The 15,788-nt window shown below is 62.4% G+C and carries 16 protein-coding genes and 1 other RNA gene; 9 read left to right on the top strand and 8 right to left on the bottom strand.

What is annotated here, in order from left to right:
- Nucleotides 1-4 precede the first annotated feature (4 nt).
- A complete protein-coding gene (locus tag FD715_RS13410; protein ID WP_147110449.1) occupies nt 5-1,954 on the bottom strand; it encodes an extracellular solute-binding protein in 1,950 nt (649 codons plus the stop codon).
- 190 nt (nt 1,955-2,144) lie between these two features.
- Nucleotides 2,145-2,648, bottom strand: coding sequence for a cytochrome c family protein (locus tag FD715_RS13405; RefSeq protein WP_147110447.1), 504 nt, complete (start codon nt 2,646-2,648; stop codon nt 2,145-2,147).
- Between the two features lie 136 nt (nt 2,649-2,784).
- Between FD715_RS13405 and FD715_RS13400 the strand changes: the two genes are divergently transcribed.
- Nucleotides 2,785-3,615 carry a prephenate dehydratase gene (locus FD715_RS13400; protein WP_147110445.1) on the top strand — a complete coding sequence of 277 codons (831 nt, stop codon included), beginning with the start codon at nt 2,785-2,787 and terminating at the stop codon, nt 3,613-3,615.
- A 4-nt stretch (nt 3,616-3,619) separates the two neighbouring features.
- On the opposite strand, the gene FD715_RS13395 is transcribed toward FD715_RS13400, so the two are convergent.
- Together FD715_RS13395 and nudC are read right to left on the bottom strand one after the other, a co-directional pair.
- Complete coding sequence (locus tag FD715_RS13395; protein WP_147110442.1) at nt 3,620-4,087, bottom strand: SRPBCC family protein; 468 nt, start codon at nt 4,085-4,087, stop codon at nt 3,620-3,622.
- 41 nt (nt 4,088-4,128) lie between these two features.
- Nucleotides 4,129-5,100, bottom strand: coding sequence for an NAD(+) diphosphatase (gene nudC / locus FD715_RS13390; protein ID WP_147110440.1), 972 nt, complete (start codon nt 5,098-5,100; stop codon nt 4,129-4,131).
- A gap of 147 nt (nt 5,101-5,247) precedes the next feature.
- Between nudC and FD715_RS13385 the strand changes: the two genes are divergently transcribed.
- Both FD715_RS13385 and ffs read left to right on the top strand, forming a co-directional pair.
- Nucleotides 5,248-7,062, top strand: a complete 1,815-nt coding sequence (locus tag FD715_RS13385; RefSeq protein WP_147110438.1) for a 5'-nucleotidase C-terminal domain-containing protein — start codon at nt 5,248-5,250, stop codon at nt 7,060-7,062.
- A 46-nt stretch (nt 7,063-7,108) separates the two neighbouring features.
- Nucleotides 7,109-7,206: signal recognition particle sRNA small type (gene ffs, locus FD715_RS13380), an RNA gene on the top strand.
- Between the two features lie 64 nt (nt 7,207-7,270).
- Here ffs and FD715_RS13375 read toward each other — a convergent pair.
- On the bottom strand, nt 7,271-8,134 hold the full coding sequence (locus FD715_RS13375) for an alpha/beta fold hydrolase (protein ID WP_147110436.1): 864 nt from the start codon (nt 8,132-8,134) through the stop codon (nt 7,271-7,273).
- Nucleotides 8,135-8,216: 82 nt separating this feature from the next.
- Here FD715_RS13375 and FD715_RS13370 point away from each other — a divergent pair, with 82 nt between their 5' ends.
- The 5 genes from FD715_RS13370 to FD715_RS13350 all read left to right on the top strand — a co-directional run bounded on the left by FD715_RS13370 (nt 8,217) and on the right by FD715_RS13350 (nt 11,741).
- The gene (locus tag FD715_RS13370; protein ID WP_147110433.1) at nt 8,217-8,765 is read left to right on the top strand and encodes a TetR/AcrR family transcriptional regulator; all 549 of its coding nucleotides are present in this window, start codon (nt 8,217-8,219) and stop codon (nt 8,763-8,765) included.
- A 69-nt stretch (nt 8,766-8,834) separates the two neighbouring features.
- On the top strand, nt 8,835-10,580 hold the full coding sequence (locus tag FD715_RS13365) for a DNA polymerase III subunit gamma/tau (protein WP_147110431.1): 1,746 nt from the start codon (nt 8,835-8,837) through the stop codon (nt 10,578-10,580).
- On the top strand, nt 10,567-10,977 hold the full coding sequence (locus tag FD715_RS13360) for a RidA family protein (RefSeq protein WP_223274873.1): 411 nt from the start codon (nt 10,567-10,569) through the stop codon (nt 10,975-10,977). The genes FD715_RS13365 and FD715_RS13360 overlap by 14 nt, the downstream gene beginning before the upstream one ends.
- 122 nt (nt 10,978-11,099) lie before the next feature.
- The gene (locus FD715_RS13355; protein ID WP_147110428.1) at nt 11,100-11,396 is read left to right on the top strand and encodes a hypothetical protein; all 297 of its coding nucleotides are present in this window, start codon (nt 11,100-11,102) and stop codon (nt 11,394-11,396) included.
- Complete coding sequence (locus FD715_RS13350) at nt 11,397-11,741, top strand: YbaB/EbfC family nucleoid-associated protein (protein WP_147110426.1); 345 nt, start codon at nt 11,397-11,399, stop codon at nt 11,739-11,741.
- Nucleotides 11,742-11,747: 6 nt separating this feature from the next.
- Here the strand turns inward: FD715_RS13350 and FD715_RS13345 are convergent, their stop codons facing one another.
- Nucleotides 11,748-12,359, bottom strand: a complete 612-nt coding sequence (locus FD715_RS13345; RefSeq protein WP_147110424.1) for a hypothetical protein — start codon at nt 12,357-12,359, stop codon at nt 11,748-11,750.
- A 123-nt stretch (nt 12,360-12,482) separates the two neighbouring features.
- Between FD715_RS13345 and recR the strand changes: the two genes are divergently transcribed.
- Nucleotides 12,483-13,076 (top strand): recombination mediator RecR, encoded by a 594-nt coding sequence (recR, locus tag FD715_RS13340; RefSeq protein WP_147110422.1) that lies wholly within the window; start codon nt 12,483-12,485, stop codon nt 13,074-13,076.
- A gap of 234 nt (nt 13,077-13,310) precedes the next feature.
- Here the strand turns inward: recR and ltaE are convergent, their stop codons facing one another.
- A complete protein-coding gene (gene ltaE, locus FD715_RS13335; RefSeq protein ID WP_147110420.1) occupies nt 13,311-14,354 on the bottom strand; it encodes a low-specificity L-threonine aldolase in 1,044 nt (347 codons plus the stop codon).
- A 66-nt stretch (nt 14,355-14,420) separates the two neighbouring features.
- The gene (locus FD715_RS13330) at nt 14,421-15,776 is read right to left on the bottom strand and encodes a trehalose-6-phosphate synthase (RefSeq protein WP_147110418.1); all 1,356 of its coding nucleotides are present in this window, start codon (nt 15,774-15,776) and stop codon (nt 14,421-14,423) included.
- Nucleotides 15,777-15,788 lie beyond the last annotated feature (12 nt).

The raw sequence follows: 15,788 nt of genomic DNA, 5'->3' as shown, positions 1-15,788 counted from the left end.
TGCGTTACCTCAGAGCGCCGGAGGCTCGGAGTTCGGCGGCTTTGTCCTCGTTCACCCACCAGAAATCGAGGTAGCCTAGATTGTAGGGCGGGATTTCTTCTGGGTGTTCGTACATGTCGTAGTAAGCGACCCAGTGATCGGGGTTGTACCAGAGCGGCACCATGAAGAATTCGTGCCGCAGCGCCCGGTCCAGCGCGCGCATGGCTGCTTCTTCCTCTTCGCGGGTTTCGGCGCGCAGGGAGATATTGATCAGCTCGTCGATCAGGGGGCTTGCCAGACCGGCCGGGTTGAACAGCGAAAATGCAGCATCCTGGGAGCCGAAGCGTTGGCGCAGCCCTGTGCCGGTGCCGATGAAGGCGGCGTATTGGTCATAGATCAGGTCGTAGTCGCGGTCACGCTCGCGCGATGTGAACTGGGACGAGTCGACCCGTTCCAGCGTGATGTCGATGCCCATGGAGGAGACGTTTGCCACGAAATTTTCCATCACGCCTGTCAGCGTGGGCGAGGAGGCGCTGCTGAACAGGAAGTTCAGCTTGAGTGTCTCGCCATCTGCATTCCGGCGCACCCCATCGTCCCCAACTTCCCAACCTGCATCGTCGAGCAAGCGCATCGCCGTGCGCAGGTTACGCCGGTCGCGCAGGGTATCCGGGTTTGACGTGTGTGGCATCCGGGCGGGCTCTGTCAGCACCTCTTCGGGCACGAGATCGCCGAGGGATTGCAGCAACTCCAGCTCAAGCCCCACTGGCGCGTCCGTCGCCATCACCGGTGTGTCCTGGCTGAAGGACGAGCGTTGCTGGAAGAGGCCGTATTGCAAGCTCGCGTTCGTCCATTCGAAATTGTAGCCCAGGGCCACGGCCTCGCGCACGCGGCGGTCCTTGAGCGGTTCGGAGGCGAGGTTGAAGATGATGCCCGTGGGTGCAGGCGGTGAACCGTTGAAGAGTTCCTTTGTCACAACCGCGCCCGACTGCACTTTGGGGAAGTTGTATTGCGTGGCCCAGAGGCGGCTGTCGCCTTCGGCGCGGAACGTGTATTCGCCGGCCTTGAAAGCCTCAAACGCAGCCGCGCTGTCGCCAAACATCTCGACCCGCAGGCGGTCAAAGTTGTTGCGCCCCACGTTGAACGGCAGGTCATTGCCCCAGTAATCCGGATTGCGCTTGAGCGCGATGCGGCGGGAAATGTCGACGTCTTCGACCATGTAGGCGCCAGAACCGGGCGAGATGTTGAGGCGGCTTTCGTTCAGCTTGGCGCCCGTTTCCTCGTACCACGCCTTGGACCAGGCGGGCACAGTGCCGACCTGTTCGATCAGCGAGCGGCGCGAGATGCCATCGGTGAAGTAGAATTTGATGGTAAGATCGTCGATCACTTCGACTTTGGGGATGCGCGCACGCACCGCATCGGCGTAGGATTTGAAACCCTGATCCAGCAGCAGGTTGTGGCTGAAGGCGATGTCGTGGGCCGTTACAGGTGTACCATCGGAAAACCGTGCCTCGGGCCTCATGTAGAAGATGACCCAGGACTTGTCCTCGGGGTATTCTAGGCGTTCGCACAGAAGGCAGTAATATTCCGCATAGACGTCCGCTGGCGCGGCCCCGCCGCCCGGCGCCTCGCCCAGCAGGCTTTCATACATCATCACGGAGAACAGGTGCGCCCTGCCCTGACGCGCATATGGGTTCATCGAATCCAAAGTACCGACAAACGGAATGGCCAATTCGCCGCCCTTTGGCGCGTCGGGATTTACGTAGTCGAAATGTGGGTAGTCTTCCGGATAGGTCAGATCGCCGTAGAACGAATATCCATGTGAGGAGATGATGTTTTCATCATCTGCGCGGGCCATGCCGGATGCAGCCAAAGTGATCAGAAGCCCAAGAACACCAAGCCCGCCCCACAAGATGTGTTTGTTTCGCGCCGCCTTAACGCGCGCCTGCGGGGTCTGTCGCCTTGGTGTCTGTCGCATAGGGGTCCTCCGTACAGGTGGCATTCAGGGCCGTCTTGTTATGGGAAGTAAGCTAAATGCGCGCCGCGCCAATATGCAACTTGAGAATACGTGATCGTGATGCCTCGCATGTGAGGTGCTGTAACAATCGACACGAAAAGGCCGCGTGCACGATACACGCGGCCTTTGAAACACGTTTTTCCGGCTAAAATCAGCCGCCGATGCTGTCGAGATAGGCGATCAGGTTGGCGCGGTCTTCGATATCGCGGAGGCCGTTGTAGCCCATCGACGTGCCGGGCGCCCAGCCGCGTGGGTTTTCAAGGAAGCTGTTTAGGTTTTCGGGCGTCCACACGTCGGCCACTTCATTCAGAGCGCCCGAGTAAGAGCCGTAACCGGTCGAGCCAACCTCGCGGCCGACAACGGCGTAAAGGTGCGGGCCAACCGCGTTTTCGCCGTCTTCGAGTTTGTGGCAGGCGCTGCACTGACGGAAAATCCGTTGCCCTGCACTCGCGTCGGCGGCTGCGAACACGTCAGCAAACGCCACTTCAACCGTCTCTTCGGCGGTGTCGTCAGAGCCGGTATCAATAACGTAGGCCTGATCGCCATGACCATCCACGTGGTAAAGCTCTTCTGCAGCCCATTTGCCCAGCAAAAGCACCAGCAGCGCACCGCACAGGCTGGCCGCGATCTTGGTAAAGGTCATGGTGTCGAACATTTGGCTTCCGATTCCGTGGCTTTCGTTTCGTTCCGGCGGGTATCTACGGCTTCCCCTGAGGACAAGCAAGGTATAGAAACCGCGACCAATCGCCCTGCCGGGTTTCAGGTAGTGGCTCGGCAACAAAGGACCAACGATGTCAGTACGGATTGCGTTCCAAGGGGATTTGGGCGCCTACGGCCACGAGGCCGTTCTGAAAGCAAGACCAGATGCCACGCCTGTGCCCTGCCACGCATTCGAAGACGTGATCGCTGCCGTGCGCAGTGGCGCAGCTGACATGGCCATGCCGCCAGTTGAAAACACCACCTATGGCCGCGTCGCTGACATCCACCGCCTGTTGCCGCAAAGTGGTTTGCACATCGTCGATGAAGCCTTTGTTCGGGTGCGCATCGCGCTGATGGCAATGCCGGGTCAAACGCTGGATGATATTTCGCTGGTGCGCGCGCACCCGGTGCTGATCCCGCAGGCGCGGGCCTATCTGGATACGCACGGCATTCATGCCGAGGCCGCACCGGACAGCGCAGGTGCGGCCGCAGCCATCGCAAGGGCCGAAGAACGGGGCGTCGGTGCGCTGGCATCATCCGTTGCCGCCGATATCTACGGGCTAAACGTGCTGGCCAACGACATCGAGGATCAGGGGCACAACACCACCCGCTTCCTGCTGATGGCGCCAGAGATGGATCTGACGCGCCGCGGCGAAACGATGATCACGACATTCGTGTTCGAAGTGCGCAACATCCCCGCCGCGCTTTACAAAGCGATGGGCGGTTTTGCCACGAACGGTGTCAACATGACCAAGCTGGAGAGCTACATGGTCGGCGGCGCGTTCACCGCCACGCAGTTTTACGCCGATGTGGAAGGACACCCCGATGATCCGGGTGTTGCGCGCGCGTTGGAAGAACTGGACTACTTCACAAACCGCTTGGATATTCTTGGGGTATACCCTGCCGCAGCGGGTCGGGTCTGAGCCGTCAGGCGCTGCGCTGTAGCCGGTCTTCGAGCCCTTTGGCGTATTCAGCTACGCGCAGCTTGAAACGCTTGCTCAGCGATGTCTTGGCCAGTTTGAGCGACTGGACAAACAGGCGGGCCGACAGCGTCAGCGGTGTCAGCTCAAGCGCGAGCGCCATACGGGTGCGGTTGCGCGAGAGCGCCAGAAGCTCGATGGAAAAGGTGCCTGTCACGCCAGCAGAGTTCACATCGAAGATCATCTCGTTCGGCTCATCGTAGCGGGCCATCTTCACGGTCAATTCCCGCGGGCGCCCACGCATCTTGAAGCGCACATCCCACTGCATGCCCACGCCGGGCTGCGTCAGCGGGTCAATCCGCCTGACCTGTGCTCCGCGTCGCATGGCTTGCCGTTCAAAGCTTTCAAAGTCGTTGAGCGCGTCGAACACGGCGTCAATCGGTGCTGCCACGTCTTCTCGGGCCGAGAATTTCATGCCGGATGCCTGCTGTGATGTGTCTCGGGCGCAGTGTCACGTCAATCGAGCGCGTCCGCAAGCCAGTTCTCCAGCAAAAAATGCGCAATTGCGCCTTTGCGGGCGGGCAGAATTGTTTCGTGTTCGCCCGCGAAAATCGCAAGCATCTCTTCCCGCGTGGTCCAGATCGCATCTTCGATTTCATTCGGGTCTATGGTGATGTCTGCCGTCAGGGCGGACCCGCGGCAGCCGAACATGAGTGACGCCGGGAACGGCCACGGTTGGCTCGACAGATATTCGACGGCGCCGACCTGCACACCCGCTTCCTCAAACACTTCCCGGCGCACGGCGGCCTCAAGCGTTTCGCCAGGCTCAACAAACCCGGCAAGAAGAGAGTACATCCCCTGTGGCCAACCGGGTGAGCGGCCCATCAGAACAGAGTTGCCATGGGTGATCAGCATGATGACGACGGGATCGGTTCGCGGGAAATGATGTGCGCCGCAGGCGGGGCACGTCCGTTGCCATCCGGCCTGCGTCATATCGGAGGCTGCCCCGCATTTGGCGCAAAACCCGTGCGTGTCGTGCCAGCTGAACACAGCCCGCGCTGTGGCTGCCAGTTCTGCATCGCGCGGTGTGAGCCAGGTCATGACGCGGCGCAATTCGGCAAACACCTCATCCTCGCCGCAAGCCGGGTGGTGCTGTTCGGTCGGGTCGAGGAAACCGCCCAGCCGGGATGGGTCAAGGTCTTCGGGTTCCCATGCTGACAGATCCAGGGCGAAGCGCGGGGCACCGTCCTCGCGCCCCAGAAAGATGGCGGTGTCGGGGGTAGCGTCGGCGCACGCCGGGTGATCCAGGGGCAGTCGCATCAATACGGCGGGCCGCGTGCGGTGGATCAACGGTTTGCCGCGCCACATCAAGATGGCGCGCGCGGCGGGATCGGCCTTGGCACGGGCAATCGCGCTGGGATCGCTGCGCAGTTCCGCCGCCCGGTCGAGGTGCGATCCCCCGAAAGTCACCGTTTCCGCGTGTTTCATACCCGCCCCTCTTGGTCTTGGTCGTGGCGCTGTGCTTGGCACGCGGGGCGCGGTGACGCAATGGGCGGGCGTATGGTCCAGCGATGCCGAATTCCCGCATAAATCTTTTCTCTTGCACTTCGCACAACCTTAAGATGCAATGATGGCATGACGTTTGCCAGTGCCCAGCTGCGTATTGCGGCAACATCGGATGTTCACATGCACCTGACCGGGTGGGATGCGCTGCGCGATGCCCCGGTGCAAGGGCGCGGCATGGATCGGCTGGCCACTGTCATCCGCGATGAGCGCGCCAACGCGCCGGGTGGTTGGCTGCTGCTCGACAATGGTGACGCCCTTCAGGGCACGCCGCTGGGTGACATCTGTGCAGACCGAAGCGAGGGGCATCCGTGGCCCGCAGTGCTAAATGCACTGGACTATGACGCCGTGGGCTTGGGCAATCATGACTTCGACTTTGGGCTGCCCTTCATGGATGCTGTTATGGGCCAGGTCACATGCCCAGTCCTCTGCGCGAATGCGTCTTCTGCCCAGATGACAAGCCCCGCCGCGCATGTGGTGCTGGACCGCCAATTGCACTGTTCTGATGGACAGATCAGACCCGTGCGCATCGGCGTTACATCCGTCCTCCCGCCCCAGACCGGCGTGTGGAATCGGCGCTGCCTCGATGGAACCGTGCGGTTCGAAGGGGGCGTGCACTCGGCATCGAAAGCCGTTCGGCACTTGCGGGATGCCGGTGCAGATCTGGTTGTCGTATTGTGCCATAGCGGATTGACGGATGGCATGGATTCGACCGGTGAAAACTTTGCAGCCGCAATTGCATCGGATGTGCCCGGCGTCGACGCGATGATCCTGGGGCACACACATCTGCGCTTTCCCGGACCTGATCATGCGGGCTTTGCCACCGTCGATACGAAAAAGGGAACGCTCAGCGGAGTGCCAGCGGTGATGCCTGCGCATGCGGGCGCCGAGCTTGGGGTGATTGACCTTGGGCTTGTGTATGACGATGGCTGGCGCGTGACGTCTCAGCACGTGCGCCGCCGCGGGATCGACCGGACAACGGCTACGGATGTACGGGTGGCCGAGATCACCGCACCGATCGTTGCAGCAACACAGGCGCATCTGAACAAGCCGATCGCGCATGTCTCGCAACATCTGCACAGCTGGTTTTCCATGTTGCGCCCATCGGGCGCGGAGGCGTTGGCGGCGCGCGCCTTGAGGTCCACGATCAAACAGGCGGTCGCAGGCACGGATCTGGCCAACCTGCCGCTTTTGGCCAGTGTCGCGCCCGCTGCGCTGGGTGGTCGTGCCGGCGTTGGAAATTTTGTCGACATTCCGCCCGGTCCATTCCGCGAACGCCATGTGTCGATGCTGTGCCCCTATCCCAACACTGTCTGGGCGGCAGTCCTGACCGGCGCGGAGATTTGGGACTGGATCGACCGGAGCCTCGTGTTTTTTGGAGATGACCCCGACAACAGCACGACCCTGGTCAATCCGGATGCCCCTGCGTTCAACTTCGACATGCTGTACGGGATCGAAGCGGAGGTGGACCCCTATGCCCCCTCGGCCTTCGACGTCACGGGGCACCGGGTGCGCCGCAATGCGACGCGGGTGCGCCGCCTGAGCCACAAGGGCTGCGACGTGGATCCACGTGCGCGTTTCGTGTTGGCCATGACCAGCTACCGGGGTGCGGGGGGCGGCAATTTTCCGGGCATCGGTCCCGACACGCGCACAGTTCGCACCGATGTGGAGCTGAGGGATGCGCTGCGGGCGGTGGTGTCCTGTGCCGATCCATTGCAAGCAGGCAGCAACACTGCGTGCTGGCGGTTCGCTGGCACCGCGCAAAAACGGCGCATCATTCAGACTGCACCCGCCGCCGCGAACCATCTGTCTGACATTGCTGCGTTCGAACCAAGCGCGCTGGGACTGGACGACAACGGGTTCCTGCAGGTCGAGGTGACCGTGTAACGCACCACCTCTTGCACCTGCACGCTGCGCTATTTATATCTACTGGCGAGAGGTTGGCGCGGGCAGGCGCCTCGCCAACCCGGTCAGGTCCGGAAGGAAGCAGCCGTAACGAGCCCCGCTTGGGTCGTTGTCAATCTCTCACCTAGAGCCAAAACAATTGTTATGGCGGAACCCGGCAGCGCATCGCAGATGCGCGAGAGGGTCAAGGTCATACCTCCAATAACACCGGCCACAGCGCCCTGTTCCGCCGCGAAAACGCACCGACATGCCCAACAGCGCTCAGACCGTGAGCCTTGGGATCAATCACCACCGGTTCCACCCCGTACACCCGCGCCAACCGCGCGGTTTGCGCCGGTGGGATCAAATCATCGTCTGTAAATGCATGAAGCCGGACCGTGGCCGGACTGTTCCAGTCCGGTGCGGGCAGACGCGGCCCAAGATCAGCATCGTAAAAGTCCCGCGACGTGCACCATTTGCGCCATTGCCAGAACACGCCTGCAGGCAGATCTTCTCCCATGCGCAACACTCTGCCGGGCAGGTACCCACATAGCAGCGTGGCGAGGGGACCCAGCGTGAACCAGAAATTCAAGGCAACCGCACGGTAGGGCCAAGGGTGGTCGTTGTGGTGCACAATGCCCGACGCCACGCCGATCACGCGGACCACATCGTCCAGCTCTGGCTGGTTCGGAAGCAGCATCGCGCCCAGCGAATGCCCGATGATCCACAGCTGCGTGCCCGGAACCTCGCGCCGGATCGCGCGGCGGGCGGCGACCTGATCGCGGATGCCCCAATCCGTCATATCGGCCTTCACCTGTCGCATTGGGCCAGAGGCCGAGCGTCCCGTGCCGCGATAGTCATAGGTCAGGACCGCCATGCCGCGTTCTGCCGCCAACCAGCGGGCGAAATGGGTGTAGAATGTTTGCGGCACACCCGTCGCGCTGTTCAGCACAACGGCCGCAAAGGGGCGCTGGTCGGGTCGGTAAAGGCGGCCCACCAGTTCTGCGCCGTCTTCGGTTTTGAAGGCGAGTGCGCGGTCCGTCACGCCGCGTCTCACAGGGCTTGCGTCAAACATCCGATCGTCCTCCATCACCACTAGACCATTTGGTCTAGTTCACACGCTGGACCAATCGGTCTATTCCTGTCAAGGTCAAAGAATGACCAACCGCCCCTTGCCCACCAAAGACCGCCTGATCCTGTCCGCTGCGACGCTGTTTCGTACGCGGGGCTATCATGGCGTGGGTCTGGCCGACCTGTTGGCGGATGCAAAGGCGCCCAAAGGTTCGCTGTATCACCACTTTCCCAATGGAAAGTCCGACCTTGCCATGGCAGCGGCAACATGGGCGTCGGATGAGATGCTGCGCCTGATTGCGGCCAGTTTTGACGGGGCAGACACATTTGAGGATGGCGCCACAACACTCTGCTACAAGTTGGCCAAACTTTTCGACATCACAGGCTGGGACACCTGCCCCATCGCTGCCACCCTGTTCGAAGGGCCGGATAACGAGGACTTCCGTGCGCACGCCAACCACATCTATGAAGGGTGGATCACCGAAGTGCATGACCACGCTGAACGGCTGGGGTTGTCGGCCGACGATGCGCAGGCCAAGTCCGAACACCTGTTCATGTTGATACAGGGGGGCTGGACCCTCGCACGCGCGCGGCGAAATTCGGACGTGATCCGGCAGATGACGGACCGGTTGTAAAGGCAGCGGTGGACGCCGCGCGCCCTGCCCCGTAGTGTCGCCAAGTCACTCCGATTCCAGCCGAGGCCCATGTCAGACGAGACCCAGAATTATCAGGTATTGGCCCGCAAATACCGGCCCGAAACCTTTGCCGATCTTGTCGGTCAGGACGCCATGGTGCGCACGCTCAAGAACGCTTTCGAAGCGGATCGGATCGCGCAAGCCTTTGTGATGACAGGCATTCGCGGCACGGGCAAGACGACCACGGCGCGCATTATCGCCAAGGGCATGAACTGTATCGGCCCGGACGGGAACGGTGGCCCCACGACAGAACCATGTGGCGTGTGCGAGCATTGCCGGGCCATCATGGAAGGGCGGCATGTCGACGTGCTTGAGATGGACGCCGCCTCGAACACGTCGGTCAACGACATCCGCGAGATCATCGACAGCGTGCACTATCGCGCGGCCTCCGCCCGGTACAAGATCTACATCATCGACGAAGTGCACATGCTGTCGAACAGCGCCTTCAACGCGCTGCTCAAGACGCTGGAAGAGCCGCCGGCCCACGTCAAATTTATCTTTGCCACGACCGAGATCCGGAAGGTGCCGGTCACGGTCCTGTCCCGGTGTCAGCGCTTTGACCTGCGCCGGATCGAACCCGAAGTGATGATTGCACTTCTACGCAAGATTGCCACCGCCGAAGGAGCCGAGATTGCTGATGATGCGCTGGCTTTGATCACGCGGGCCGCCGAAGGGTCGGCGCGGGATGCAACGTCGCTGCTGGATCAGGCAATTTCCCATGGTGCGGGCGAGACCACCGCAGACCAAGTGCGTGCGATGCTGGGGCTGGCGGATAGGGGCCGCGTGCTGGACCTGTTCGATATGATCCTGAAAGGCGATGCCGCAGGTGCGCTGACCGAATTGGGCGCCCAATATGCCGACGGAGCAGACCCGATGGCCGTGTTGCGCGATCTGGCAGAGATCACGCATTGGACATCTGTGGTGAAGATCACGCCAGAGGCCGCCGACGATCCCACCATTTCGCCCGACGAGCGCAGCCGCGGCCTGCAGATGGCCGAGGCATTGCCGATGCGGGTACTGACCCGATTGTGGCAGATGCTGCTCAAGGCGCTGGATGAGGTGGCGAGCGCACCCAATGCGATGATGGCGGCCGAAATGGCCGTGATCCGGTTGACGCACGTGGCTGACCTGCCCAGCCCCGAGGATCTGGTCAAGAAACTGCAGAACGCGACGCCGCCACCGACAGCGCCTGCGCCATCCGCCCCTGCTGGCGGCAGCACGGGCGCGCAGGCCGTCCATCAGGCGCAGGCGCGCATGGTGTCCAATCCGAATGCCGCCGGGCAAACGACCGCCCTTGCGCATGATCCGGAGGTGGCGCTGGCGCGATACCCCACCTTTGATCACGTCATTGAACTGATCCGCGCGAACCGCGATGTGAAACTGCTCGTTGAGGTCGAGACGACCTTGCGTCTGGCCGCCTACCAGCCCGGCCGGATCGAGTTTGAACCGACTGAGAACGCGCCGCGCGATCTGGCGCAGCGTCTTGGTGCGCGCCTGCAAGCCTGGACCGGCAACCGCTGGGGCGTGTCGGTGGTCAGCGAGGGTGGAGCCAAAACCATCGCGGAAGTGCGCGACGCTGCCGACCTGGAACTCAAGCAAAAGGCCGAGGCTCATCCTTTGGTGCAGGCCGTGATGGCGCAGTTTCCGAAGGCGAAAATTACCGCGATCCGCACGCCCGAAGAGATCGCGCAGGAAGCGCATATCGAAGCGTTGCCGGAAGTGGACGACGAATGGGATCCCTTTGAAGAAGACTGAGCGCGGTGTCATCGTGCCTGAAGGCATGCAGGATCTTGTGCGCGATTGGCGCATGTCACCGGCGCGTGTGTCCGGCGATCATGTCTTTCTGACCGGGTTCAACGGCTGCCCCGTCGATGGCCCGCCGCCCAGCGATCCGGTTGCGCAGATGCGTGTGGCCTTTGACACCGTGACCGCGGTTTTGGCGGCAGGTGACCTCGACTGGAGCAACGTCGTGGACATGACCAGTTTCCATGTGGGCCTCAGGGATCATCTGGAGGATTTCAAGACGATCCGCGCGGGGTATGTCCAACAGCCCTACCCGGCCTGGACCGCGATCGAGGTGGCTGGATTTGCGACGGACGGCGTCATTGTCGAGCTGAAAATCGTCGCCCGCTTGCCCGGAGAGAATGTATGACGCAACGCCGTCTCTTCGGTGAACATCCACTGGCTTTTCTACTTTTCACCCTGTGGCCTGGCACTGCACTGGCTGATGCATGTCGTGCGGCGCGACCGGATTGGGATGGAGAACCGGTTGGCATGCTTGGCGAAGCCGTCAGTCTGTTTCTGTCACCTGCGGGCGTTGCGCTGTTGCTACTGTCTCTGATCGCGCTGCGGTTTCGGCAGCAATGGATCGGCCTGGCCGCAGTTATATTGTGGACGGTCTTCATCACCGTTGTCACGATGGCGGATCCCACGGGCCTACGCCCCCAAGCGATGGCAGAGGGGTGTGTGGGCGCGCCGACCTTGTTCATCGTGGCCGTCGCTGCGATATGTGTGGGGATTGTACTTTATACCAAGCCGCGAACGGGCGGCGCAGATGGATCGGAGAGTTAGATGCTCAAAGGACTTGGCGGGCTCGGCGATATGGCCGGCATGATGAAAAAGGCCCAGGAAATGCAGACCAAAATGGCTGAGATGCAGGATGAGTTGCATAGCGTCATGGTTACCGGCGAAAGCGGGGCTGGTCTGGTCAAGGCAACGGCGACGGCCAAGGGCGAGCTGACTGCGCTTGATATTGATCCATCGATCTTTTCCAGCGATGACAAGGAAGTGGTCGAGGACTTAATCTTGGCCGCGATCAAGGACGCGCAGGCCAAAGCACAGGAGCGCGCTCAGGAAGAAATGAGCAAGCTGACCGAAGGACTGGGCCTGCCGCCGGGGATGAAGCTGCCCTTCTGAAGACGCTCAGATCGGTGATTGATCAAAGGGCTGGACCGCTTGCGTCTTTCCCTCTTCCTGCGTGATCTGCGCCCGACGCTCGCGGATTTGGCGCCGCAGGCCAAGCAGGAAGGCCAGGAAAACCAAGTAAACGGTAAAAGTCATGCTGAGCCTAACCACACCCTCGCGGAAGGTCAGTGGGCGGCCACCCTGACCCGTGCTGCGCTCTTTGCCCTGCTCTGCACCTGCCGCACTGTCACCTGACGTGGCAGCATCCACTGTTCCTGAACAGGCCTCGTCTGCGGCACCGGCAAGGCGACTGACATCATTGCGCAAACCCTCCTCAACGCGGAGGCCCCGTCCATCTGCGAGCGCCTCTGCCACGGAAAGAATGCTGCGCGCAGAGCGCGCGTCACGGCGCCCCACGTCCTCTTGCAATGTGCGCAGCAGGATCGGTGTTTCCAGTTGGCTCAAGCTGCGCCGCAACGCATCGCGGTGATGGATCGACACGGTGCCTCCGCTGTTCAAAACGGCCAGGAGTGTCGCATTGATGCTGCGCAAGCTGCTGGGATAGATGCAGGCGCGCGCAAAATCCGGCAGCAGAAAAGCGCATAGAAACAACGGGATACTCCACCTCATAACGCGCATCGCCCACCTGCGTTTGATCACTGATTTGCGGCACCCTAGCCCCCGTATGGTTGAAAAGTGGTGAACCGAAACAGACCCTTTTTGTTCTGCAAAATGCGCAATAGGATCAACACGATGAGCAGCACCCGCGACATAGACAACCTGATCGAGATGATGGCAAAGCTGCCGGGGCTTGGGCCACGCTCGGCCCGGCGCGCGGTGCTGCACCTGATCCGCAAGCGCGCGCTTCTGCTAACACCGCTGGCCGATCTGATGCAGACTGTGGCCGTGACCGCGCGGGAATGCCTGAATTGCGGGAACGTGGGCACCAGCGATATTTGCGATATCTGCACCTCGGAAAAGCGTGCGAATTCAGAGCTTTGTGTGGTTGAGGACGTGGCGGACCTGTGGGCGATGGAGCGGGCTGGCGTGTTCAAGGGGCGCTATCATGTGCTGGGTGGGACGCTGTCGGCACTGGACGCCATTGGGCCGGAGGAGCTGCGGATTCCGCGCCTGATCGACCGGGTGCAGACCGAGAATATCAGCGAGGTGATCCTGGCCCTGAACGCCACGATCGACGGGCAGACGACGGCGCATTACATCGCGGATCAGCTTGAGGGACAGGTCAAGCTGACCTCGCTTGCTCAAGGGGTGCCGATTGGGGGCGAGCTGGATTATCTCGACGACGGCACGATCACAGCGGCCCTGCGGGCCCGGAAGGCTCTGTGATGTGTTAAGGCGCCGTGCGGTGGCTTAACTTTTGCAAACTGCATAGTTTCGGGGGGAAATTGCGTGTTTTGACCCGGCCAGAACAAGCCGAAATCCGGGGGTTTTGCACAAACTGCACATTTTGACCCTGAAACTACGTGTTTTGCTTGGCCCAACGCCAGTCACACTCCGTTAACGAATGTCCGGCGTTAAGGTTTGTGCGGTAGCCTTAACTCTTGGGAAAAGTTCGCGCCCCTAACCCCCGAAAAAGCTGCGGAATCCGGTGATGGCGGCTTGCAGCCCCTCGTCCGTTACATCCTTGTGCAGCACAAGGCGCGTGGTGCCGGTGGACCCGGTCAGTTGCACGCCATGGGTGGCCATGTGCTGCGGCAGCGCCTCGGTCACGCCGCCGGGCGGGGTGAAGAAGATCATGTTGGTGGCGTGCTGCACGTCGCCGAAGGGGCGCAGGGCATCGGCAAGGGTCGCGGCGCGGGCGTGGTCTTCGGTCAGGCGGGCGGTGTTGTGGTCAAGCGCATGCAGGCCTGCGGCGGCCAGTACCCCCGCCTGCCGCATCCCGCCGCCTAGCATCTTGCGCCAGCGCCGGGCGCGGGCGACGAGGTCCGCAGGGCCGAGGAGGACGGAGCCGATGGGTGCGCCGAGCCCTTTGGACAGGCAGATCGAGACGCTGTCGAACATGTCGGCGAGCGCCTGTTCGGGGCAGTTCAAGGCCGCGATGGCGTTGAAATAGCGCGCGCCGTCGAGGTGGACGGCGAGACCAGTATCGCGGCCCGCCTGCACTGCTTCGCCCAAGCGGGTGAGCGGAATCGCGATGCCGTTGTGGGTGTTTTCGAGGCCCAGAAGGCGGGTCACGGGCATGTGGGGGTCGTCCTCCTTGACCGCTGCCGCGATCGCGTCGGCCTCAAGCGCGCCGTCGGCGACCGGATCAAGCGGTTCGAAGGCGATACCGCCGAGGACGGAGGCGCCTTTGGCCTCGTATCTGTGGATGTGGTAAGGGCGGCCGGTGACGATCTCCTCCCCCCGGCTGCAATGCGCCAGAAGGCCCACGAAATTGCTTTGCGTGCCGGAGGCGAGAAAGACGCCCGCGTCCTTGCCCAGCCGTTCGGCGAGCGTCGCTTCAAGCCGGTGGACAGTGGGATCATCGCCAAAGACGTCATCGCCCACTTCGGCGTCGGCCATGGCTTTGCGCATGGCGGCATCGGGCCGTGTGACCGTATCGCTGCGCAGGTCGCAGATGATGGGTGCGGTCGGGGTGGTGGACATGGCAGCGTATTGGTTCATCGGACGGGCCCTCAGCTTGGATCACGGCCACCCTACGGCTGGCGTGGGCCGAGGGGAAGGCCGTCTTCAGCCCGTGCCGCGCAGCGCACCCAGATAGCTGCGGGTCCACCATGCGATGTCTTCGGTCATCACGTTTTCGAGCAGGCGCGCGTGCCGCGCCTTGCGTTCGGCCAGCGGCATGGTGAGGGCAGTCTGCACGGCCTCTCCCACCTCTGCCGCGTCATAGGGGTTCACCATGAGCGCGTCGGTGAGTTGTTCGGCGGCACCCGCGAAGTGGGACAGGATCAGGACACCGGGGTCGTCGGGGTCCTGTGCCGCCACGAATTCCTTGGCCACCAGGTTCATGCCGTCCGCGAGCGGCGTGACCATGGCCACGTCTGCCCGGCGGTAGACGCTGGCGAGCGTGTCACGCTCAACATTGCGGCGGATGTAGCGGATCGGGGTCCAGTCGAGTTCGGCGTGGGCGCCATTGATCATGCCGGCGGTCTGTTCAAGTTCGGTCCGGATGTCCTTGTAGGCATCTACATCCTCGCGCGAGGGGGGTGCGATTTGCAGCAGCGTCGCCTTGGGTGTGTCGGGCGTGCGCGCCTCAAGATAGGCGGCGAAGCCGTCGAAGCGGTGCACGAGCCCCTTGGAGTAGTCGAGCCGGTCGACACCAAGAACCAGCTTTTGGCCCAGCGTCATGGCGAGCGGGACGGCGTCGGCTTGGGCCTGCGCCAGTGCTGCGAAGTCGCGGGCGTCAATGCCGATTGGGAAGTGGCGGGGTGTGGCCCCGTCATCCAGCGACACCATGCGCCCCTGCGTGTCGAAGACTGCGTCGGGGTCGTCGCGGTAATGGGCCATGACCCGTCCGACGTCGCCTTCGGTCTGGACGCCGAAGACGTCGTAGGCGGCCACCCAGTCCTTGAGCTCGTTGGCTTGCGGCAGGGCGAGGATGTCGGAGACCACGGGGAATGGGATGTGCAGGAAGAAGCCGATGCGGCAGGTCACGCCACGCTCTCGTAGCAGGGCGGCGAGCGGCAGGAAGTGGTAGTCGTGGATCCAGAGGAGGTCATCGGGCTGCGCGAAGTCAGCCAGCATGTCGGCGAGGCGCGTGTTCACGGCCATGTAGTGGTCCGCGTATTCGGGCTGCACGTGCATGAGGTCGGCGCGCCGGTGGAAGAGCGGCCAGAGGACGGAATTCGCGTAGCCGAGGTAGTAGCCTTCGTGCTCGTCTTCGGAAATGTCGAAGACCATGCGGGTGTAGGCGCCTTGGGCGATCTGGCGCAGTTCCGGTTCGGGTTGCTTCACGGGGGCGCCGCTGGTGCCGATCCACACGCCGCCCTGCGCCGTGAGACAGTCGTGAAGGGCGACGACCAACCCGCCTGATGGCTCCGCCTCGGTCGGGATGCGGTTGGATACGACGATGAGGCGGGCAGTCACTTCGGGATCTCC

Source organism: Tateyamaria sp. syn59 (genome assembly GCF_007995245.1).
GTDB lineage: Bacteria > Pseudomonadota > Alphaproteobacteria > Rhodobacterales > Rhodobacteraceae > Tateyamaria.
This window is presented reverse-complemented; position numbering and strand designations above follow the sequence as displayed.